16 protein-coding genes are annotated in these 20,410 nt (G+C 67.3%); 9 read left to right on the top strand and 7 right to left on the bottom strand.

Features of this window, described 5'->3' with window-relative positions; translation table 11 throughout:
• Positions 1–33 precede the first annotated feature (33 nt).
• From CA234_RS24420 to CA234_RS25260, 3 genes are read left to right on the top strand one after another with little or no spacing between them, the layout of a single operon-like run.
• On the top strand, positions 34–207 hold the full coding sequence (locus tag CA234_RS24420) for a hypothetical protein (protein ID WP_164521851.1): 174 nt from the start codon (positions 34–36) through the stop codon (positions 205–207).
• Complete coding sequence (locus CA234_RS16335; RefSeq protein ID WP_125973642.1) at positions 204–674, top strand: hypothetical protein; 471 nt, start codon at positions 204–206, stop codon at positions 672–674. Before CA234_RS24420 ends, CA234_RS16335 begins: the two co-directional genes overlap by 4 nt.
• The gene (locus CA234_RS25260; protein ID WP_277600090.1) at positions 665–787 is read left to right on the top strand and encodes a hypothetical protein; all 123 of its coding nucleotides are present in this window, start codon (positions 665–667) and stop codon (positions 785–787) included. The genes CA234_RS16335 and CA234_RS25260 overlap by 10 nt, the downstream gene beginning before the upstream one ends.
• Before the next feature lie 456 nt (positions 788–1,243).
• On the opposite strand, the gene CA234_RS16345 is transcribed toward CA234_RS25260, so the two are convergent.
• Positions 1,244–1,795, bottom strand: coding sequence for a PRC-barrel domain-containing protein (locus CA234_RS16345; RefSeq protein ID WP_126002249.1), 552 nt, complete (start codon positions 1,793–1,795; stop codon positions 1,244–1,246).
• 186 nt (positions 1,796–1,981) lie between these two features.
• On the opposite strand from CA234_RS16345, the gene CA234_RS16350 reads away from it, so the two are divergent.
• The 5 genes from CA234_RS16350 (at position 1,982) to CA234_RS16370 (ending at position 10,284) form a co-directional block, all read left to right on the top strand.
• Positions 1,982–2,860, top strand: coding sequence for an ABC transporter ATP-binding protein (locus tag CA234_RS16350; protein WP_125973638.1), 879 nt, complete (start codon positions 1,982–1,984; stop codon positions 2,858–2,860).
• A gap of 11 nt (positions 2,861–2,871) precedes the next feature.
• Complete coding sequence (locus CA234_RS16355) at positions 2,872–6,459, top strand: M1 family aminopeptidase (RefSeq protein WP_126002250.1); 3,588 nt, start codon at positions 2,872–2,874, stop codon at positions 6,457–6,459.
• Between the two features lie 112 nt (positions 6,460–6,571).
• A complete protein-coding gene (locus tag CA234_RS16360) occupies positions 6,572–7,792 on the top strand; it encodes an NADP-dependent isocitrate dehydrogenase (RefSeq protein ID WP_125973634.1) in 1,221 nt (406 codons plus the stop codon).
• Positions 7,793–7,975: 183 nt separating this feature from the next.
• The gene (locus tag CA234_RS16365; protein ID WP_126002251.1) at positions 7,976–9,763 is read left to right on the top strand and encodes a cation:proton antiporter; all 1,788 of its coding nucleotides are present in this window, start codon (positions 7,976–7,978) and stop codon (positions 9,761–9,763) included.
• Positions 9,764–9,768: 5 nt separating this feature from the next.
• Positions 9,769–10,284, top strand: coding sequence for a hypothetical protein (locus CA234_RS16370; RefSeq protein ID WP_126002252.1), 516 nt, complete (start codon positions 9,769–9,771; stop codon positions 10,282–10,284).
• Between the two features lie 9 nt (positions 10,285–10,293).
• Here the strand turns inward: CA234_RS16370 and alaS are convergent, their stop codons facing one another.
• Positions 10,294–12,945 (bottom strand): alanine--tRNA ligase, encoded by a 2,652-nt coding sequence (alaS, locus tag CA234_RS16375; RefSeq protein ID WP_126002253.1) that lies wholly within the window; start codon positions 12,943–12,945, stop codon positions 10,294–10,296.
• A gap of 100 nt (positions 12,946–13,045) precedes the next feature.
• Positions 13,046–14,260, bottom strand: a complete 1,215-nt coding sequence (locus tag CA234_RS16380) for a Xaa-Pro peptidase family protein (protein WP_126002281.1) — start codon at positions 14,258–14,260, stop codon at positions 13,046–13,048.
• 373 nt (positions 14,261–14,633) lie between these two features.
• Between CA234_RS16380 and CA234_RS16385 the strand changes: the two genes are divergently transcribed.
• Complete coding sequence (locus CA234_RS16385; RefSeq protein WP_126002254.1) at positions 14,634–15,956, top strand: dicarboxylate/amino acid:cation symporter; 1,323 nt, start codon at positions 14,634–14,636, stop codon at positions 15,954–15,956.
• A 15-nt stretch (positions 15,957–15,971) separates the two neighbouring features.
• Here the strand turns inward: CA234_RS16385 and CA234_RS16390 are convergent, their stop codons facing one another.
• The 4 genes from CA234_RS16390 to recA all read right to left on the bottom strand — a co-directional run bounded on the left by CA234_RS16390 (position 15,972) and on the right by recA (position 20,326).
• Positions 15,972–16,598, bottom strand: a complete 627-nt coding sequence (locus CA234_RS16390) for a glutathione S-transferase (RefSeq protein WP_126002255.1) — start codon at positions 16,596–16,598, stop codon at positions 15,972–15,974.
• 98 nt (positions 16,599–16,696) lie between these two features.
• Positions 16,697–18,784 (bottom strand): catalase, encoded by a 2,088-nt coding sequence (locus CA234_RS16395; RefSeq protein WP_126002256.1) that lies wholly within the window; start codon positions 18,782–18,784, stop codon positions 16,697–16,699.
• 44 nt (positions 18,785–18,828) lie between these two features.
• Positions 18,829–19,161 (bottom strand): hypothetical protein, encoded by a 333-nt coding sequence (locus CA234_RS16400; RefSeq protein ID WP_241213545.1) that lies wholly within the window; start codon positions 19,159–19,161, stop codon positions 18,829–18,831.
• Positions 19,162–19,255: 94 nt separating this feature from the next.
• A complete protein-coding gene (gene recA / locus CA234_RS16405; RefSeq protein ID WP_064312673.1) occupies positions 19,256–20,326 on the bottom strand; it encodes a recombinase RecA in 1,071 nt (356 codons plus the stop codon).
• Between the last annotated feature and the right edge of the window lie 84 nt (positions 20,327–20,410).

Genomic DNA, 20,410 nt, shown 5'->3' on the forward strand with positions numbered 1-20,410 from the left:
ACGCCCCCGCTTGCCTGAAAGGAAGCCATCGCGATGCAAGCCTATGCTCCCCCCTCGCCCCGCCCGCTGCGGATGGGCGCCTGCGCCTGCCCGGCGTGCCGGCGGACGCGCTGGATCCTCCGCCCGCTCGATCGCGCCTGCCTGCGCCTGCTCGCCGGCATCGGCGCGGGCTGGGCGGCGGTTCTGCTGTGGGAGGCGCTGCAATGATCGCGCCCCTGCCCGGCCCCGCGCCGTTGCGCCGCCGCGTGTCCGCCGCCTTGGTGCTGCAACCCAGCCTGTGGCCGGAACTGGTGGAGGCACCGCGCCTCACCCCTTCGGACTATCTGCGCCTCCGGCGGGTTGCCGCGCGCCTCTCGATCGCGGAAGCCGCCGATCGGCTGGTCGACAGCCGCGCCGATCACCGGCGCGCCGTGGCGTTTCTCCGCCGGCTGGAGACGCCGGGCCGCACTGCGCTCTATCGCTCCACGATCGCGCATCTGCTGCGGGCCTTCCCGTTCGATCCCGACGTCTATTGGCAGCTCGCCGAGGAGCCGCCTCACCGCCACCCGCGCATCTGCCGGGGCTGCGGCTGCTCGGCGCATGATCGCTGCGGGGACGGCGAAGGCGGCGCCTGCCGCTGGGTCGAGCAGGATCGCTGCTCCGCCTGCAGCCGGGGAGGCCGGACATGCGCCTGATCGCCAGGGCCGCCCGCGTGCTGCTCGTCACGCTGCTCGTCTGCGCCGCGCTGTGCAGCGTGCCGCTCCACCTGGTCCTGCTGCTCACCCGCGCCCAGGCGGCGCGGCGCTGATCGGCGCGAGGCGCGCGGGCGCCAGCCGCACCCACGTTGCACGCCATTTCCAACCATGGGCGACCGCTGCTCGCCCCCAATCCGAAAGAGCTGAACCATGTCGGAACTGATGCCCTTCACCGCACCCACGACCCATAGCGGCCGCCTGCTGAAGATGACCGAGGTCCGTCGCGAAACCTCGCTGCACCCGGCCACCATCTACCGCCAGATGCAGGCCGGCACCTTCCCAAACAGGTGCGAATCGGCCTTGGGCGCGTCGGATAGTGGGAGAGCGACATCGAAGCCTGGAAGCGGGCGTGCACGCCTAAGGCAGGCACCTAGCCGGCTCTCAAATCGGGCGCGCGAAATGGGGGCATTCGCGGGGGCACGGACTGAAAGGCTCTCAGAACATAAACGGTATAACAGGATAATAGACGATGCAGTCGACGGCCACCCCCTTCGCCACCGGACACTCCTCTACGGCGATTCGACCACGGGCAGCCGCGCCAGCGCGGCGGCGTCGAGCGTACTCACCAGCGCATTGTCCTTTACGCGCACCTCGGCCCAGGGCAGTCGCCGCAGGGTTTCGCCGACGCCGCCCACGCCCCCCTCGCGGATGACGAGGTGGGACAGGCCGCCGCCGGCGCACGCCAGCATGGCATCCACCGCATAGGCAAGTACCTCGCCGTCGCGGCCCTTCACCGGCATGCCGTCGAGGCCGGAGGCGGCGAAGAGGTTTTCACCGGGGCGCTCCCGGCTGCGTTCCTGCTCGACCTCGGCGGCGTCGCCGAAGCGGGCGCGGCGGCCCAGCCAACGCCAGATGCCGAACAGGTCGACCAATCCGAGGAAGATGTTGCTCCACAGCAACTGCGTCTGGTGCGTGGCGATGCCGACGACGATCCACGCGCCGGCGCCCACGGTGAACACGACGAAGCCCCAGCCGGTGACGCGCGCGCCGAGATTGGAAGCCGTAATCAGGGCGGCGATGCACGTGGCGGCAAGGGCCAGCCAGCCGGCGATGTCTGCCATCGTTCCTCCTTCGCTCCCGGTAAGCGCCGGCGACAGCGGAAATCGCGGCCGGTGCGTCGCTCTCAACGAGGCGATGCGGCGAAGGCTCCGCAGGGCCAAGCACGGCGAACCATGCCGCACAGGACTGCTTTACATCGGCAATACAGCTGCTAGCTTTTCTGCGTGATTTCGACGGGGGAGTATCCTATGCTGCAGATCGACAATCTCACGCATGTCTACGGCAACGGCACCCGGGCGCTGGACGGGGTGACGCTGGCGATTCCGCCGGGCATGTTCGGGCTGCTCGGCCCCAACGGCGCCGGCAAGTCGACGCTGATGCGGACCATCGCCACGTTGCAGACCCCGACCTCGGGCAGCATCCGGTTCGGCGACCTCGACGTGATCGCCACCCCCGAGCTGCTCCGCCGGACGCTCGGCTATCTCCCCCAGGATTTCGGCGTCTACCCGCGCGTTTCGGCCTATGACATGCTCGACCATATGGCGGTGCTGAAAGGCATTGCGAGGCGCGGCGAGCGCAAGGAGACGGTCGAGGCGCTGCTCCACCAGGTCAACCTCTGGGCGGTGCGCAAGAAGGCGCTGGCCGGCTTCTCCGGCGGCATGCGCCAGCGCTTCGGCATCGCGCAGGCGCTGATCGGCAACCCCCAGCTGATCATCGTCGACGAGCCGACCGCGGGGCTCGACCCCGAGGAGCGCAACCGCTTCCTCAACCTGCTCGCCGAGATCGGCGACACTGTCGTGGTGATCCTCTCCACCCATATCGTCGAGGACGTGGCCGACCTCTGCCCGCGCATGGCGGTGCTCGCCGGCGGGCGGGTGCTGCTCGAAGGCGCGCCGCTCGCGCTGATCGACGAGACGCGCGGCCGGGTGTGGCAGAAGACGATCGCGCGCGACGAACTGGAGGCTCACCGCGAGCGCTACCGGGTGATCTCCACCCGGCTGTTCGCCGGCCGCACGATCATCCATGTCGTCGCCGACGGCGTGCCGGGCGACGGCTTCACGCCGGTGCAGGGCGGGCTGGAAGACGTGTATTTCTCGACGCTCGACGCCTCGCGTCGCGCTGCCTGAGGGAGGTGGCCATGTTCGCCGGCATCCTCGGCTTCGAGTGGCGCTACCAGCGCCGCAACCCGGTCTTCTGGGTCGCGATCGTGATCTTCTTCCTGCTCGCCTTCGGCGCGACCACGGTGGACCAGATCCGGATCGGCTCGGGCGGCAACGTCCACAAGAACGCGCCGTTCGCGATCGCGCAGATGATGCAGATCCTGACGCTGTTCTACATGTTCGTGGCAACCGCATTCGTCGCGAACGTGGTGGTCCGCGACGACGAAACCGGCTTCGGTCCGATCGTCCGCGCCACCCGCGTCACCAAGAGCGCCTATCTGTTCGGCCGCTTCGCCGGCGCTTTCCTGGCGGCGGCGCTCGGCTTCCTCGCGGTGCCGTTTGCGGTGTGGATCGGCAGCCACATGCCCTGGGTGGACCCCGAAACGCTCGGGCCGAACCAGCTCGGCTATTATCTCTCCGCCTATGTGGTGCTGGCGCTGCCCAACATCCTGCTGACCTCGGCGATGTTCTTCGCGCTGGCGACGATCACCCGATCGATGATGGCCACCTATGTCGGCGTGGTCGCCTTCCTGATCCTGTTCTTTGTCGCCAGCCTCGTGCTCGATCGCAACCCCGCCTATGAACTGGCCGGCGCCTATGGCGAGCCGTTCGGCGTCGGCGCGACCAGCTACCTGACCAAATACTGGACCGCAGCCGATCGCAACACGCTCACCATCCCGCTCGCCGGGCTGGTCCTGTGGAACCGGCTGATCGTCCTCGGCGTCGCTGCGGCCGCACTGGCGCTCGCCTATGCCCGGTTCGGCTTCTCGACCCGCCCGTCCAAGCAGGCGCGCAAGGCGGCCAAGGCCGCGGCAGCCGTATCCGAGACCATGGACGCCCCCCGCCCCGTAGGCCCGCTGCCGATGCCGCGCCACGACCGCGCCACTGCCTGGGCCCAGCTCGCCGTGCGGACCCGGCTGGAAATGGCGCAGGTGTTCAAGAGCCCGGCCTATTTCGTGCTGCTCGCGCTCGGGCTGTTCAATGCGATGGCGTCGCTGACAGATCTCGGCGAGATCGTGGGCACGCCGGTGGTGCCGGCGACGCGCGTCGTGATCGATCTGCTCAAGGGCGCCTTCGGGCTGATCCCGCTGATCATCGCCATCTATTATGCCGGCGAACTCGTCTGGCGCGAGCGCGACCGGAAGATGCACGAGATCGTCGACGCGAGCGCGATCCCCGACTGGGCGTTCGTGCTACCCAAGGCGCTGGCGGTGACGCTGGTGCTGTTCTCGACGCTGGTCGTCAGCGTGCTCGGCGGCATGATCATGCAACTGGTGCATAGCTACAGCCATTTCGAGCTGGGCAAATATCTGCTCTGGTACGTGCTGCCCGAGACGGTCGACTATGCCCTGCTCGCGGTGCTGGCGGTGTTCCTCCAGGCGCTCAGCCCGCACAAGTTCGTCGGCTGGGGACTGATGGTGGTCTACATCATCGGCCGGATGACGCTGGGCAATCTCGGCTTCGGCGACGTGCTGTACAACTACGCCCAGGGCCCACGCGTGCCGCTGTCCGACATGAACGGCCAGGGGACCTTCTGGATCGGCGCCTGGTGGCTGCGGCTCTACTGGTCGGCCTTCGCGGTGCTGCTGCTGGTGCTCGCCCACGGTTTGTGGCGGCGCGGTACCGAGACGCGGCTGCTGCCGCGCCTCCGCCGCCTGCCGCGCAAGCTCGCGAGTGGCGCAGGCCTGCTTGGCGGCGCGGCGCTGGCGGTGTTCGTGGCGACGGGCGTGTGGGTCTATATCAACACTCATGTCTGGAACATCTACCGGACGCCGGTCAGCGACGAGCGCGAACTCGCCGAATATGAAAAGACGCTGCTGCCGTTCGAGCGCGTGCCCCAGCCTTCGATCGCGGCGGTACGCGTCGCGGTGGATATTCGTCCGCAGCAACCGGGCCTGACCGCCGCCGGCCGGCTGACGTTGGTCAATCGCACCGGCAAGCCGCTCGATGCCATCCATGTCCGCATGGGCGATCGGATGACCAGGCTGATATCGGTGACGATCCCGGGCGGCACCGTCGCCAAGGACTTTCCCCGCTTCCAGTACCGCATCTACCGTCTCGCTACGCCGCTGGCGCCGGGCGGGACGACCACGCTCGACTTCCGCACCGAGCGGCGCCAGCGTGGCTTCGCCAATGGCGGCAACGACACCCGCGTCGTCACCAACGGCACCTTCGTCAACAATGCGGAATTCGTGCCGGTGCTGGGCATCGATCGCTCCGGCATGCTGCAGGACCGCGCCAAGCGCCGCAAATACAGCCTTTCCTCCGAACTCCGCCCGCCCAAGCTCGAGGACCTGGCCGGCACCCGGTTCAGCGCCTTCCACACCGACTGGATCAAGACCGACATCACCGTTTCGACCGATGCCGACCAGACGCCGATCGCGCCGGGCGACAAGGTGGCCGATCGCACCCAGGGTGGCCGCCGCACCGCGCGGTTCGTCACCACGGTGCCGATCCTCAACTTCTATTCGGTGCAGTCGGCCCGCTACCGGGAAAAGCATCTCCAGCACAACGGCATCGATCTGGCGGTCTATTACGACGCCCAGCACGGCGCCAATGTCGACCGGATGCTCGCCGCCTTCCGCCACGGGCTGGACTATTACCAGCCGGCATTCGGGCCCTATCAGTTCCGCCAGGCGCGGATCATCGAGTTCCCGGACTATGCCCAGTTCGCCCAGGCGTTCGCCGGCACCATGCCCTATTCGGAAGGCATCGGCTTCATCGCCGACCTGTCGGACCCCGAGAAGATCGATTACGTCACCTATGTCGCGGCCCACGAGCTCGGCCACCAATGGTGGGCGCACCAGGTCGTCACCTCGGACAACCAGGGCGCGACCATGGGCGTCGAGACGCTGGCGCAATATTCGTCGCTGATGGTGATGGAGCACCTCTACGGCCGCGACCAGATCCGCCGCTTCCTCAAGTACGAGCTCGACCGCTATCTACGCAGCCGCGGCGGCGAGGTGATCGAGGAACTGCCGCTCGCGCGCGTCGAGAACCAGCCCTATATCCATTATCGCAAGGGCAGTCTCGCCATGTACCGGCTCAAGGACGAGCTGGGCGAGGCGCGGGTCAACGCGGCGCTCAAGCGCTATGACGCCAGGTGGCGCTTCCAGGGCCCGCCCTATCCGCGCAGCCTCGACCTGATCGCCGAATTCCGCGTCGGCGCGACGCCGGCCGAGAATGCGCTGATCACCGATCTGTTCGAGCGCATCACGCTGTACGACATCAAGACCCGCTCGGCGGTGGTGAAGAAGATGCCCGACGGCCGCTGGCGCACCACGCTGACGATCGAGGCGCACAAGCTCTACGCCGACGGCAGGGGCAAGGAGACCGAGGCGCCGATGGCCGAGCACGCCGAGTTCGGCGCGTTCCTGGCGATGCCCGGCCGCGGCAGCTTCGCCGCCAAGGACGTGCTGTTGCTCCAGCGCCTGCCGATCCGCACCGGCGTGCAGACCATCACGCTGCATACCAAGGCGAAGCCGGCGTTTGCAGGTGCGGATCCGTACAATGTGCGGATCGATCGCAACTCCGACGACAATGTGATCGGCACCACCAGCGGCTGAGGCGCCGCTTTGACGCCATGGGCGGGATCGGGCGCTGTTCGAGGCGCTTGATCCCCCCTGCCCTTGCCCCTAGACGCTGCCGGGAACCAACCTGTCTCAGGAAAGCGAGCTTATGGCGAAGATCAAGGTAGCAACGCCCGTCGTGGAGATCGACGGCGACGAAATGACGCGGATCATCTGGGAATGGATCCGCGAGCGCCTGATCCTTCCGTACCTCGACATCGATCTGAAGTATTACGATCTCTCGGTGCAGAAGCGCGACGAGACCAACGACCAGATCACCATCGATTCGGCCAATGCGATCAAGCAGTACGGCGTCGGCGTGAAGTGCGCGACGATCACCCCGGACGAGCAGCGCGTCGAGGAATTCAGCCTCAAGAAGATGTGGAAGTCGCCCAACGGCACGATCCGCAACATCCTGGGCGGCGTGATCTTCCGCGAGCCGATCGTGATCTCGAACGTCCCGCGCCTGATCCCAGGCTGGACCAAGCCGATCGTCGTCGGCCGTCATGCCTTCGGCGACCAGTACAAGGCGACCGACTTCAAGGTGCCCGGCAAGGGCAAGCTGACCATGAAGTGGGAAGGCGAGAATGGCGAGACGATCGAGCACGAGGTGTTCGATTTCCCGCAGGCCGGCGTCGCCATGGGCATGTACAATCTCGACGAGTCGATCCGCGATTTCGCGCGCGCCTCGATGAACTATGCGCTCGGCCGCAACTGGCCGCTGTACCTGTCGACCAAGAACACGATCCTCAAGGCCTATGACGGCCGCTTCAAGGACATCTTCGCCGAGGTGTTCGAGACCGAGTTCAAGGACCAGTTCCAGAGCGCCGGTATCGTCTACGAGCACCGCCTGATCGACGACATGGTCGCCTCGGCGCTCAAGTGGCACGGTGAATTCGTCTGGGCCTGCAAGAACTATGACGGCGACGTCCAGTCGGACCAGGTCGCGCAGGGCTTCGGCTCGCTGGGCCTGATGACGTCGGTGCTGATGACCCCAGATGGCAAGACGATCGAGGCGGAAGCGGCGCACGGTACCGTCACCCGCCACTATCGCCAGCACCAGCAGGGCAAGTCGACCTCGACCAACCCGATCGCATCGATCTTCGCCTGGACCGGCGGCCTCAAGTATCGCGGCAAGTTCGACGGCACCCCGGAGGTGACCCGCTTCGCCGAGACGCTGGAGAAGGTCTGCATCGAGACCGTCGAGAGCGGCAAGATGACCAAGGACCTCGCGCTGCTGATCGGCCCGGACCAGGCCTGGATGACCACCGAGCAGTTCTTCGAGGCGATCCGCGTCAACCTCGAGACTGCGATGGGCAGTTGGCAGTAAGCCGCCTCCCTCTACGTAAAGCTACGGAAAAGCCCGCCACTGGCGGGCTTTTCTACTTGCAATGCCGGGCCTCGCATCGTCTCTAAGGGGCATGACCGAGCGAGCAAAATCCGCCACCGGCCATCGGCCTTTCTGTTCCTCCCTTCCCCGCCCCGCGCCTGCACCTCGCCACCGGGACATCGCATGCTGAGCCTGTCCAACCACGGCTTCAGCGATACGCTGGTAATCCTCGGCGCTGCGGGCCTCGTCATTCCCGCCTTTGCGCGCTTTCGCATCAGCCCAGTGATCGGGTTCATCCTCGCTGGCCTGCTGGTCGGGCCGTTCGGGCTCGGCAGCCTGGTCGGCCGGGCGCCCTGGCTCTATTACCTGACCATCTCCGACGCGCACTCGATCGAGCCCTTCGCCGAGTTCGGCATCATCCTGCTGCTGTTCTCGATCGGGCTGGAACTCTCGTTCAAGCGGCTCTGGGCGATGCGCGCGCTGGTATTCGGCACTGGCGCGGCGGAGCTGTTCGGGTCGGGGCTGATCCTCGCGGCACTGCTGTACCTGACCGGCCTGAGTACCGGTGGCGCGATCGGGCTCGGCCTCGCACTCGCCCTCTCCTCCACCGCGCTGGTGATCCCTATTGCGGGCACGACCAGCCCGGTCGGCCGCGCCGCCTTTGCGATGCTGCTGTTCGAGGATCTGGCGCTGGTGCCGATCATTTTCGGTCTCGGCGCAATGGCACCCAACCCCGATGGTGCCGGCGTCACCAAATTGCTGATGACACTGGGCATCGGCGCGGCGACCGTCGTCGCGCTGTTCGTCGGCGGGCGCATCGTGCTGCCCCGCATGTTCGCCCAGGCCGCGCGGACCAAGAGCCCCGAGCTGTTCCTCGCCGCCAGCCTGCTGGTGGTGATCGTTGCCAGCCTCGCTACCACGGCCGCGGGCCTCTCGCCGATCGTCGGCGCGCTGATCGCGGGCCTGCTGATCGCCGAGACCGAATATCACGGCGAAGTCGAAGCGATCACTGCGCCGTTCAAGGGCCTCGCGCTCGGCGTGTTCCTGCTCACCGTCGGCATGCAGCTCGATCTCGGCTTCGTCGCCGCCAACTGGGTCGCGCTGTTCGGGGCGAGCGTGCTGGTGATGGTGGTCAAAGTCGCGGTGACGACCGTGCTGCTGCGCTGGTCCGGTGCGCGCATGGGTACGGCCGCCGAGACCGGCGTGCTGATGGCGAGCCCATCGGAGACCACGCTGATCGTGCTCGGCGTCGCCGGTGCCGCCGGACTGATCGCGCCGGGCACCGCCGCGTTCTGGAGCGCGGTGACCGCGATCGGCCTCACCGCCACGCCGCTGCTCGCCAAGGCGGGGCGCAGCATCGCGCGCAAGATCGAGGGCAAGAATGGCGCGCAGATCGCCGACGAGGACCTCGCCCATATCGAGAGCGGCACGGTGGTGATCGGCTTCGGCCGCGTCGGCCGCACCGTCGCCGAGATGCTGCGCCGCCACGACAAGCCCTATGTCGCGGTCGATGCCGATATCGACACGGTGGTCCGCGCGCGCCGTGCCGGCTTCCATGTGCTGTTCGGCGACGTCACCCGCAGCGAGCTGGTCGACCAGCTCCAGCTCGGCCGCGCGCGTGCGCTGGTGCTGACCATGGACGATCCGGTGCTCACCGTGCGGCTCACCAAGCGGGTGCGCGGCTGGGTGCCGACGCTGCCGATCATCGCCCGCGCCCGCGATGCCGGCCATGCTGCCGAGCTTTATCGCGCCGGCGCCACCGATGCGGTGCCGGAGACGCTGGAGAGTTCGCTGCAACTTTCGGAGGCGCTGCTGGTCGATCTCGGCCTCGGCGTCGGGCCGGTGATTGCATCGATCCACGAAAAGCGCGACGAGATGCGCCGCTCGATCAAGGAAGCCGCCGGTCTACAACGCGACCCGCGGCTGACGCGCTCGCGGCTGAACGCCACCGCCGAACCCGACAAGGTCTGATCACAATGCTGCTTTTCTTCGCCCTCGCCCTGCTCGCCCCCGTGCAGGCCGAAGCCGTTCCCGATCCGCTAGCCCCGGCCAAGGCCGGGCGTATCCGCTGCATCGATCCCGACCGCAGCGCGCGTACCTGCGGCACTATCGTCCACTACACGCTGCGCGGCGACGGCGCGTTCGACGCGCTGGTTACCGGCGTGGTCAACCGCGACCCGCTGATCGTGCTCGAATATGCCACGTTCGGCCAGGTGCGCGACGGCATGGTGTGCAGCCGCATCCGCCCCGCGGACTTCAACAGCGGCAAGCTCACCAGCAACGGCACCGCGCTGAGCCCTGCGCTGGAGGCCAACACCCGCCTCAAGCTGATGGAAGCGCTCCAACCGCTCGCCGGGCATGAGCGCTGCTATCGTGATGCCGGCGCCGGCGAACTGACCGTCAATGTCACCATCGACGGCCTGCTGCGTCCGGAGATGAGCCAAACGGCGATCTGGGTGCTGCCCGAGGACGGCTACGCCCCCGGGCGCTGACCCTTTTGATCAGGCGGCGACGACAGCCTCTGCCAGCGCCGCCTTCACGGCCGCAAGCGCCTCGGCGCCCTTGGTCCCGTCCGGACCGCCGCCCTGCGCCATGTCCGGGCGGCCGCCGCCACCCTGACCGCCGAGCACCGCGACGGCGACCTTCACCAGGTCCACCGCGCTGACGCCGATGCCGTCGGTGACGCCGACCGCGACCGATGCACGGCCCTCGTTCACCGCGACCAGCGCGACCACGCCATTGCCGATCCGCGCCTTGGCCTCGTCGACCGCACCGCGCAGGGCCTTGGCCTCGAGCCCGTCGAGCACCTGGCCGACGAAATTGATGCCGTTCACCTGCTCCGGACCCGCCGGCGCCGCGCCGGCACCGCCGCCGAGCGCCAGCGCCTTCTTGGCCTCGGCGAGCTCGCGCTCGAGCTTGCGGCGTTCCTCGACCAGCGCGGCGACGCGCGCCGGCACGTCGTCGGGCGCGGTCTTGAGGGCCGCCGCTGCCTCGCGCAGCCGCTCGTCGCGGGCGTTCAGCCAAAGTCGCGCGCCTTCGCCGGTCAGCGCCTCGATACGACGCACGCCCGAGGAGACGGCGCTTTCCGAGACGATCTTGAAGATCGCGATGTCGCCCGTCGCATTGACGTGCGTACCGCCGCACAGTTCGACCGAGTAGGACGCATCCTCGCCCAGACCCATCGACAGCACGCGGACCTCGTCGCCATATTTCTCGCCGAACAGCGCCATCGCGCCCGCGGCGATCGCATCGTCCGGGGTCATCAGCCGCGTCTCGACCGTGCCGTTGTGGCGGATCTGCGCATTCACATCGGCCTCGACCTGGGCGATCTGCTCGGGGGTCAGCGCGGAGGGGTGCGAGAAGTCGAAGCGCAGTCGCTCGGGCGCCACCAGGCTGCCCTTCTGGCTGACATGGGTGCCGAGCCGCTTGCGCAGCGCCGCGTGCAGCAGGTGGGTCGCCGAGTGGTTGGCGCGGACCTGGTCGCGATGCTCGACGTCAACGGAGAGATGCACCGCGTCGCCGACGGCAACTTCGCCGCTCTCGATCTTGGCATGGTGGGCATGCAGACGGCCGAGCGGCTTCGACGTGTCGTCGACGAGCGCGCGCAGCTTGTCGTTGCCGATCATGCCGACATCGCCCATCTGGCCACCGCTCTCACCATAGAAGGGCGTCTGGTTGGTGAGGATGGTCACCGTATCGCCAGCAGCCGCCTTCTCGACCCGCGCGCCGTCCTTGACCAGCGCCACCACCTGGCCTTCGCCCTCGGTGCTGACATAGCCGGTGAATTCGGTGCCGCCGAGCTCGTCGGCGAGGTCGTACCACAGCTCTTCCGACGCCTTCTCGCCCGAGCCCTTCCAGGCGGCGCGGGCGGCACGCTTCTGCTCGGCCATTGCCGCGTCGAAGCCGGCGCGGTCGACGCCGATCTCCTGCACGCGCAGCGCGTCCTCGGTCAAGTCATAGGGGAAGCCGAACGTGTCGTAGAGCTTGAACGCGGTCGCACCCGGCAGCGTATCGCCGGCCTTCAGCCCCTGCGTCGCCTCGTCGAGCAGGCGCAGGCCGTTGGCGAGCGTCTGGCGGAAGCGGGTTTCCTCCTGGAGCAGCGTTGCCTCGATCAGCGGCTGCGCTCGGACCAGCTCGGGATAGGCGGCGCCCATCTCGGCGACCAGCGACGGCACCAACCGGTGCATCAGCGGATCCTTGGCGCCGAGCAGGTGCGCATGGCGCATCGCGCGGCGCATGATGCGGCGGAGCACATAGCCGCGGCCCTCGTTCGCCGGCAGCACGCCGTCGGCGACGAGGAAGCCCGAGGAGCGCAGGTGATCGGCGATGACGCGGTGGCTGGCGACCTGCTCGCCGCTCGCCGAGGTTCCGGTCAGCGCCGCCGACTGGTCGATCAGCGCCTTGAACGTGTCGATGTCGTAATTGTTGTGGACGCCCTGGAGCACGGCGGCGATGCGCTCCAGCCCCATGCCGGTATCGATGCTCGGCCGCGGCAGGTCGCCGACGATCGCGTCATTTTCCTGCACGAACTGCATGAAGACGAGGTTCCAGATCTCGACGAAGCGGTCGCCATCTTCCTCGGGCGAGCCCGGGGGGCCGCCATAGATATGCTCGCCGTGGTCGTAGAAGATCTCCGAGCAGGGGCCGCACGGTCCATCCGAGCCCATCGCCCAGAAATTGTCCTTGGTCGGGATGCGGATGATCTTGTGGTCGGGCAGCCCGGCGATCTTCTTCCACAGGTCGAACGCCTGGTCGTCGGTGTGGTACACCGTCACGGTCAGCTTCTCTGCGGGCAGGCCCCATTCCCTGGTGAGGAGCGTCCAGGCATGGGTGATCGCCTGCTCCTTGAAATAGTCGCCGAACGAGAAATTGCCGAGCATCTCGAAGAAGGTGTGGTGCCGGGCGGTATAGCCGACATTGTCGAGATCGTTATGCTTGCCGCCCGCGCGCACGCACTTCTGGCTGCTGGTCGCGGTGCTGTAGGGGCGCGTTTCGAGGCCGGTGAACACGTTCTTGAACGGCACCATGCCCGCATTCACGAACATCAGCGTGGGATCGTTGTGCGGCACCAGCGGCGCGCTGGGGACGCGGGCATGGCCCTGGCCCTCGAAATAGTCGAGAAACGAGCGGCGGATATCATTGGTCGACGTCATGAGGCCGACTTAGGGGCGGAGCGGCTTTCGCTCAAGCGAAACACGTCGATCAGCATGATCGTTCCGCATTCGCATCGGCCAGGCCTGCGCCCGGTGCGGATCAGCCCATCGGCTGGTCGATCGAGACCGGCGGGGTCGAGAACCACTTCGGGCCCGCTTCGGTCATGTGAAAGCAATCCTCCAGCCGCACCCCGAAGCTGCCGGGGATGTAGATGCCGGGCTCGTTCGAGAAGCACATGCCCGGCGCCAGCGGCGTCTTTTCGCCGCGGACGAGGTTGACCGGCTCGTGCCCGTCGAGCCCGATGCCGTGCCCGGTGCGGTGCGACAGGCCCGGCAGCTTATAGTCCGGCCCATAGCCGAGCGAGGCATAATAGCCCCGCACCGCGTCGTCGACACTGCCGGCCGGCGCACCGAGCTTCGCCGCGGCGAACGCCATTTGCTGGCCCTTCGCCACCGCGTCCCACACCTTGCGCTGCCCGACACTCGCGCTGCCATGGACGAAGGTGCGCGAGACGTCGGACTGGTAGCCCATCACGTTGCAGCCGCAGTCCATCAGCACGATCGCGCCGTCGCTTACCGGCGAGGGCGTCTTGGTGCCGTGCGGATAGGCGGCACCCTCGCCGACCAGCACCATGCTGAACTCGGGGTCGCCGCCCAGCTTGCGCGTCGCCGCATCCATCAGCGCGGAGACATCGCGCTGGCGCATGCCCTTGTCGACGCGTGCGTAAACAAAGCGATAGGCAGCAATGGTGATATCGGTTGCGAGCTGCATCAGCGCGAGCTCGGCCGGGCTCTTGATCATCCGGCAGCCACGCACGACCGGGTTGGCCGAGGTGACCCGCAGTCCGTTCTTCTGCAGCCCATCGATCGCGAAGAAGCGCACCGTCTCCTCGATCCCGACCGGCAGTCCCGCCAGCTTGCGATCCTTGAGAAAGCCGGCGACGATCTTGAGCGGATCCTCGTCCTCCTGCCAGACGCGCACCTCGGCCGAAATCGCAAGCGTCTCGCGGGTGCGCGGTTCCTCGAAGAACGGCGTGACGATGCAGGGCTCGCCCTCGGCCGGCAGGATGGCGGCGGTGAGCCGCTCGCTGCGGCCCCAGCGGATTCCGGTGAAATAGACCAGGCTTGCACCGGGCTCGATCAGCACCGCCCCAATGCCGTTCGCCTTCATCAGCGCTTGTGCCTTGGCAAGCCGCGCGCGCCGCTCTTCGGGGCCGATCGGGCGGGCATTGCCGGTCATGTCCTGCAGCTGGGCAAGATCGGGCTCGGCCGCGCGGACGATTGCCGGCAGCCCGAGCAACGGCAGCGCTACCATGCCCCCGATCAGGTTCCGTCGCGTCGTTGCCCAAGCCGTCATCTCACGCCCTCGCTCTTGTATCGTCGCTCGCGTAGGACGAAGCGGGTCGGGACGGCAAGGATTTCGCGCCGGGATCGAGGATATGGGTATCAGACGCATCGCTGCCATCGTGCCGCTCTTGCTGCTGCTGGGGCTCCCGCCGGCAGCGCCGCGGCCGCCGGTGGTGCCCGGCCCCGCCTGGTGCGACCCGCGATTTGCGACCGAATCCTCGCCCGATGCGCCTCCCCGGCCCCGCCGGACAGTGCCTCGGTGAGACCGGTCCTGCGCCCCTGGGCTTGACCCGGGCGCAACAATCCCCTTCCCTCCCGCGACGATTCTACGGGGAGCATGTGTGGGTAAACGACTAACCTGGTTCATCCTGGCGGCGCTGCTGCTGGGCGGGCTGATCGGCTGGGGGCTGAACCTTGGCTATGGGGGTACCGCGGCGGGCAAGGCGACGCTCGACTCGATCGCCTATGGCCTCGACATCCCCACCCAGATGTTCCTCCATCTCATCAAGATGATCATCGCGCCGCTGGTCGTCTCCACGCTGGTCGTCGGCATCGCGCATATGGGCGGCGGCGGCGCGATCGGGCGCGTGGGGCTGAAGGCGTTCTTCTGGTTCGTCTGCGCGAGCCTCGTCTCGCTCACCCTCGGGCTGCTGCTGGTCAACCTGCTCCAGCCGGGCACCGGCCTGCATCTGCCGCTCCCGCCGGCAAACGCCTCTAGCGGGGTCGACCGCTCGTCCTTCGATGCGGCCAAGTTCTTCACCCATATTGTGCCGACCAGCGCGATCGAGGCGATGGCGAGCAACGACATCCTCCAGCTGGTGATCTTCTCGCTGTTCTTCGGCGTCGGCATGGCGGCGGTGGGCGACAAGGCCAAGCCGCTGCTGCGCGGGCTGGAGGCGCTGGTCTCGGTGATGCTGACCGTCACCGGCTATGTGATGCTGTTCGCGCCGGTCGCGGTGTTCTGCGCCGTGGCGCGGACGCTCGCCACCAAGGGGCTGGGCGTGGTCGGCGACCTCGCCTTCTTCATGGGCAGCTTCTATGTCGGTCTCGCCGCGCTGTGGGCAGTGCTGCTCGGCGCCTGCTTCCTGGTGATCGGGCCGCGCACCGGCCTGCTGTTCCGCTATCTGCGCGATCCGATCCTGCTCGGCTTCTCGACTGCGTCGTCGGAAGCGGCCTATCCGCGCACGCTCGATGCGCTGGACCGGTTCGGCGTGCCGCCGCGCATCGCCAGCTTCGTGCTGCCGCTCGGCTATTCGTTCAACCTCGACGGCTCGATGATGTACATGACCTTCGCGTCGATCTTCATCGCCCAGGCCTACGGCATTCATCTCGACTGGGCGACGATGATCCAGATGCTGCTGATCCTGATGGTCACCAGCAAGGGCATCGCCGGGGTGCCGCGCGCCAGCTTGGTGGTGATCACCGGGACGCTGGCGCATTTCAACATTCCCGAAGCGGGGGTGCTGCTGATCCTGGCGGTGGATCACTTCCTCGACATGGGCCGCACGGCCACCAACGTCGTCGGCAATGCCGTGGCCGCGGCCGTTGTGGCGCGCTGGGAGGGCAAGCTCGACGAGCCGGACGAGGCAGAGCCGGCGGTGCGGCCGCTTCCCGCCGGTGGCCCGCACGATGTCGACAAGTTCGAGGATTATGCCGGGAGCTGAGCGCTCCCGGCCACATCACGCATAGGCATAGGGCCCGCCCGCCTTCAGCGCACGCTGATAGGCCGGGCGGGCATGGATCTTCTCCAGAAACGCCGCGATATGCGGGCGGCCGTGGAGGATGCCGGCGCGATTGACCGCCGCCTCGATGGGAAAGCTCATCATCACGTCCGCTACGGTGAAGGTGTCACCGGCGAACCACGGGCGCTTCGCGAGTTCGTCTTCGACGTAGTCAAAGTGCACCTCGGCCATCGGGCGGAACTTCTTGAGGCCCATCTTGCCGAAGAAGGGCACCCGGGCGAGCACCAGCATCACCAGCAGCGGCGGCATCAGCGAGCCCTCGGCATAGTGGAGAAAATGGCGGTAGCGGAGCGCATCCTCGCGGTTCGCGGGGGCGCCTAGCTTTCCGTCGGCCTTGTCGACCAGATATTGCAGGATCGCGCCGGTTTCGGCGACCACCGTGCCGCCATCCTCGATCACCGGCGACTTGCCGAGCGGGTGCACCTGCTTGAGCTCGGGCGGGGCGAGCATTGTCGCCTTGTTCCGCTCGTAGCGCTTCACCTGATAGGGAAGCGCGAGCTCCTCCAGCAGCCACAGCACGCGCTGCGAGCGGGAATTTTCGAGATGGTGGACGATGATCGTCAAGTCGGCCCCTCCGGTTGGCGCGGCGTTCGCCGCCGCTGTCTGCACAGGCCTGCAGCTTGCGCGACGCCGAAGCGCCGCGCAAGCCGCAGTGGCGCCGGTCAGGCGAGCGTGCGCACCTTGGGTTCGCGATCCCAATAGCGCTGCTTGGCCGCTTCGACGAAGCCGGCGAGATCGGTGACGCCTTCGTCTGCTTCCACGCCGGCCTTATCGAGCAACGGCTGCGCGGCGGCATTGGCGCCGATCGCCTTGAGGTGACCGAACGCGTCCATCACCCACTGGACCGCCGCGCCTTCCTTGACGAGCTTGGCGGCTGCTTGATCCGACAGGATCACCGCGCACGCATCGACCGTCACCGACGGCTGGCCGAACAGCTGGGCGTCGGCTGCGATCTTCGACCCGTCGGAGAGTGGCACCGCGCCGACCTTAGGGGCGATCGTCATCGCGTTGCCGCCGGCTGCCTTGATCGCATCCTTGAGCGTCGCGAGCTCGCCCGCATCGGTGCCGTCGGCGATCAGGATGCCGACGGTCTTGCCTTCCAGCGTGTGGAGTTCGCGGGGCCCCCGGATGATGCGGAGCGCAGGCGACGGGTCCATGTCGAGCACCGGCGCGGCGGTCGGTGCCGCCTCGGGCAGATCCATCGCCAGCCCGTCCGCGACGCGCTGGGCCAGCGTCTCGTCGACGTTGCGCAGATTGGCCATCACCTGCACGCGGATATGCTCGAGGCTGACCTTGGACAGCTCGAACACCAGCGCCGAGGCGATATGCGCCTGCTCGGCCGGATCCATCGAGCGGAAGAACAGCCGCGCCTGGCTATAGTGGTCGGCGAAGCTTTCGGGGCGGATGCGGAGCTTCTGGCCCTGTTCCTCCGAGGGGAAGGTCTTGTAGCCCTTCTCCGGATCCTCGCGCGCGCCACCTTCCTCGCCGGCCTTGGCGAGGCTGTTGGGCTCGTAATTGGCGCGGCCCTTCGGCACCGCCATCTGCATGTGGCCGTCGCGCTGCTGGTTCAGGAAGGGGCAGCCTGCGGCCTCGGCGCGGCCCTTGGCGGCGTTGATCGGCAGCTGGTGGAAATTGACCGAGCCCAGACGCGACAGCTGCGTATCGGTATAGCTGAACAACCGACCCTGCAGAAGCGGATCGTTGCTGAAGCCGATGCCGGGGACGACATGGCTGGGCACGAAAGCCGCCTGCTCGGTTTCGGCGAAGAAATTGTCGGGATAGCGATCCAGCACCATCCGGCCGACGATCCGCACCGGCAGCACTTCCTCGGGGATCAGCTTGGTCGCATCGAGCACGTCATAGGGCTGCGCGTTGGCGAAGTCCTCGTCGAACAGCTGTACGCCGAGTTCCCATTCCGGATAATCGCCGCGGTCGATCCGCTCGAACAGGTCGCGGCGCTGGAAATCGGGATCGGCGCCGGCGATCTTCACCGTCTCGTCCCAGATCGTCGAGGCGAGCCCGGCCTTCGGCTTCCAGTGGAACTTGACGAAGGTGCTCTTGCCCTCGGCATTGATGAACCGGAACGTATGAACCCCGAAACCCTCCATCGTCGCGAAGCTGCGCGGCAGCGTGCGGTCCGACATCGCCCACATGATCATGTGCGTCGATTCGGGCATCAGGCTGATAAAGTCCCAGAAGGTATCGTGCGCGGTCGCCGCCTGGGGATAGCCGCGATCTGCCTCCATCTTGGCGGCGTGGATCAGGTCCGGGAACTTGATCGCGTCCTGGATGAAGAAGACCGGGATATTGTTACCGACCAGATCCCAATTGCCTTCGCGGGTGTAGAACTTGACCGCGAAGCCGCGAACGTCGCGCGGGGTATCGATCGACCCCGCGCCACCCGCGACGGTGGAGAAGCGGACGAACACCTCGGTGCGCTGGCCTTTCTTCTGGAACAGGTCGGCGACGGTTATGTCGGCGAGGCTGTCGGTGACTTCGAAATAGCCGTGCGCCGCCGAACCGCGGGCATGGACGATGCGCTCGGGAATGCGCTCGTGATCGAAGTGGTTCATCTTCTCGCGGAAGATTTCGTCCTCGATCAGCACGGGGCCGCGCGCGCCCGCCTTCAGCTGGTTCTGGTTGTCGCTGATCGGCGTGCCGTGATTGGTGGTGAGCACCGGGTGATCGGCATCGGTCACCTGGTGGGTTTCGCCCCCGGCGGGAGCGTTGCGTACATTATGATCGGTCATGGGGAAGTCCTCGCAAAGCGTGCGAAGCTCCAACGAGCCGTGGGTCAGGCAGTTGCGCCAAGTTTGTGATCAATGTCGATTTCGAACGCGGCAGAGGCGCTAGCCGCCGCAACGGCGATCAGCGCCCGCAGCGCCGCTTCGTCGCCCGAGGCAACTGCACCCAGGCAGACATAGCGCCCGCGCCGTCCTCCGCCCTGCAGCAACCCCGCCGGATCGGGCAACCGCGCGCCTTCGGCGAAATGGAGCAGCAGGTTGGGCGGATCGACGACCAGCCGCAGCACCGCCGCGCCGCCATTTGGCGGGGCGTAGAGGAACGTCCGCCCCGCCCCGCGCGCCGCTTCCCGCTCCACCGCCGCGGGCCATGCCGATTGCAGCAAGGCCCGGGCAGCAGCAAGGCGGACGGCGAGATCCGAAGAAGACGCGGCATCGCACGTCCCCGCAGGTCTCGCCACCGCGGCCGAGGGCTCCCGATCAGATATCGTCGTCGGGCTCCGGACCCGCCATCAGACCCTCGGCGACCTGCTCGGTGCGGCCGCGGATCGCGGCTTCGAGCCGGTTGCAGACTTCGGGGTTCTCGCGCAGGAAGTTCTTCGAATTCTCGCGCCCCTGGCCGATGCGGATGCTGTCATAGCTGAACCAGGCGCCCGATTTCTCGACCAGCCCCGCCTTGACGCCGAGATCGAGGATCTCGCCGATCTTCGAGATGCCTTCGCCGTACATGATGTCAAATTCGACCTGCTTGAACGGCGGCGCGACCTTGTTCTTCACCACCTTGACGCGCGTGGCGTTGCCGATGATTTCGTCGCGATCCTTGATCTGGCCGGTGCGGCGGATGTCGAGACGGACCGAGGCGTAGAACTTGAGCGCGTTGCCGCCCGTCGTCGTCTCCGGGTTGCCGTACATCACGCCGATCTTCATGCGCAGCTGGTTGATGAAGATCACCATGCAGCGCGAGCGGCTGATCGAGCCGGTCAGCTTGCGCAGGCTCTGCGACATGAGGCGTGCCTGGAGGCCGACATGGCTGTCGCCCATCTCGCCCTCGATTTCGGCGCGCGGCACCAGCGCGGCGACCGAGTCGACCACCAGCACGTCGATCGCGTTCGAACGGACCAAAGTGTCGGTGATTTCCAGCGCCTGCTCGCCGGTATCGGGCTGCGAGACGATCAGCTCGTCGATATTGACGCCCAGCTTCTTGGCATAAACCGGGTCGAGCGCGTGCTCGGCGTCGACGAACGCCGCCACACCGCCATTCTTCTGCGCCTCGGCGATCACGTGCAGCGCCAGCGTCGTCTTGCCCGAGCTTTCCGGACCATAGACTTCGATCACGCGGCCGCGCGGCAGACCGCCGACGCCGAGCGCGATGTCAAGCCCCAGCGAACCCGTGGAGATCGCCTCGACCTGCATCGTCTCCTTCGAGCCCAGCCGCATGGCCGAGCCCTTGCCGAAGGCGCGGTCGATCTGCGCGAGGGCGGCGTCGAGCGCCTTCTGCTTGTCCGTGGGATTGGCCATATTGCCGTCGATCACCTTGAGAGATGCTGCCATTGGGAAGCCCCGTCGCTAGAGGGTTTACGCACTGCGTTCAACCGTGTTGCAGTGCTTGTATCGCATTTGTTCCGTGAGAACAAG

It is taken from the genome of Sphingomonas sp. ABOLE (assembly GCF_003950455.1).
In the GTDB taxonomy this organism is placed as follows: domain Bacteria; phylum Pseudomonadota; class Alphaproteobacteria; order Sphingomonadales; family Sphingomonadaceae; genus Sphingomonas; species Sphingomonas trueperi.

What these genes read in the sequence shown, in the direction of transcription:
- CA234_RS24420 (WP_164521851.1), top strand. Translation starts at nt 34, where the DNA reads ATGCAAGCCTATGCTCCCCCCTCGCCCCGCCCGCTGCGGATGGGCGCC.
- CA234_RS16335 (WP_125973642.1), top strand. Translation starts at nt 204, where the DNA reads ATGATCGCGCCCCTGCCCGGCCCCGCGCCGTTGCGCCGCCGCGTGTCC.
- CA234_RS25260 (WP_277600090.1), top strand. Translation starts at nt 665, where the DNA reads ATGCGCCTGATCGCCAGGGCCGCCCGCGTGCTGCTCGTCACGCTGCTC.
- CA234_RS16345 (WP_126002249.1), bottom strand. Translation starts at nt 1,795, where the DNA reads ATGGCAGACATCGCCGGCTGGCTGGCCCTTGCCGCCACGTGCATCGCC.
- CA234_RS16350 (WP_125973638.1), top strand. Translation starts at nt 1,982, where the DNA reads ATGCTGCAGATCGACAATCTCACGCATGTCTACGGCAACGGCACCCGG.
- CA234_RS16355 (WP_126002250.1), top strand. Translation starts at nt 2,872, where the DNA reads ATGTTCGCCGGCATCCTCGGCTTCGAGTGGCGCTACCAGCGCCGCAAC.
- CA234_RS16360 (WP_125973634.1), top strand. Translation starts at nt 6,572, where the DNA reads ATGGCGAAGATCAAGGTAGCAACGCCCGTCGTGGAGATCGACGGCGAC.
- CA234_RS16365 (WP_126002251.1), top strand. Translation starts at nt 7,976, where the DNA reads ATGCTGAGCCTGTCCAACCACGGCTTCAGCGATACGCTGGTAATCCTC.
- CA234_RS16370 (WP_126002252.1), top strand. Translation starts at nt 9,769, where the DNA reads ATGCTGCTTTTCTTCGCCCTCGCCCTGCTCGCCCCCGTGCAGGCCGAA.
- alaS (WP_126002253.1), bottom strand. Translation starts at nt 12,945, where the DNA reads ATGACGTCGACCAATGATATCCGCCGCTCGTTTCTCGACTATTTCGAG.
- CA234_RS16380 (WP_126002281.1), bottom strand. Translation starts at nt 14,260, where the DNA reads ATGGTAGCGCTGCCGTTGCTCGGGCTGCCGGCAATCGTCCGCGCGGCC.
- CA234_RS16395 (WP_126002256.1), bottom strand. Translation starts at nt 18,784, where the DNA reads ATGACCGATCATAATGTACGCAACGCTCCCGCCGGGGGCGAAACCCAC.
- recA (WP_064312673.1), bottom strand. Translation starts at nt 20,326, where the DNA reads ATGGCAGCATCTCTCAAGGTGATCGACGGCAATATGGCCAATCCCACG.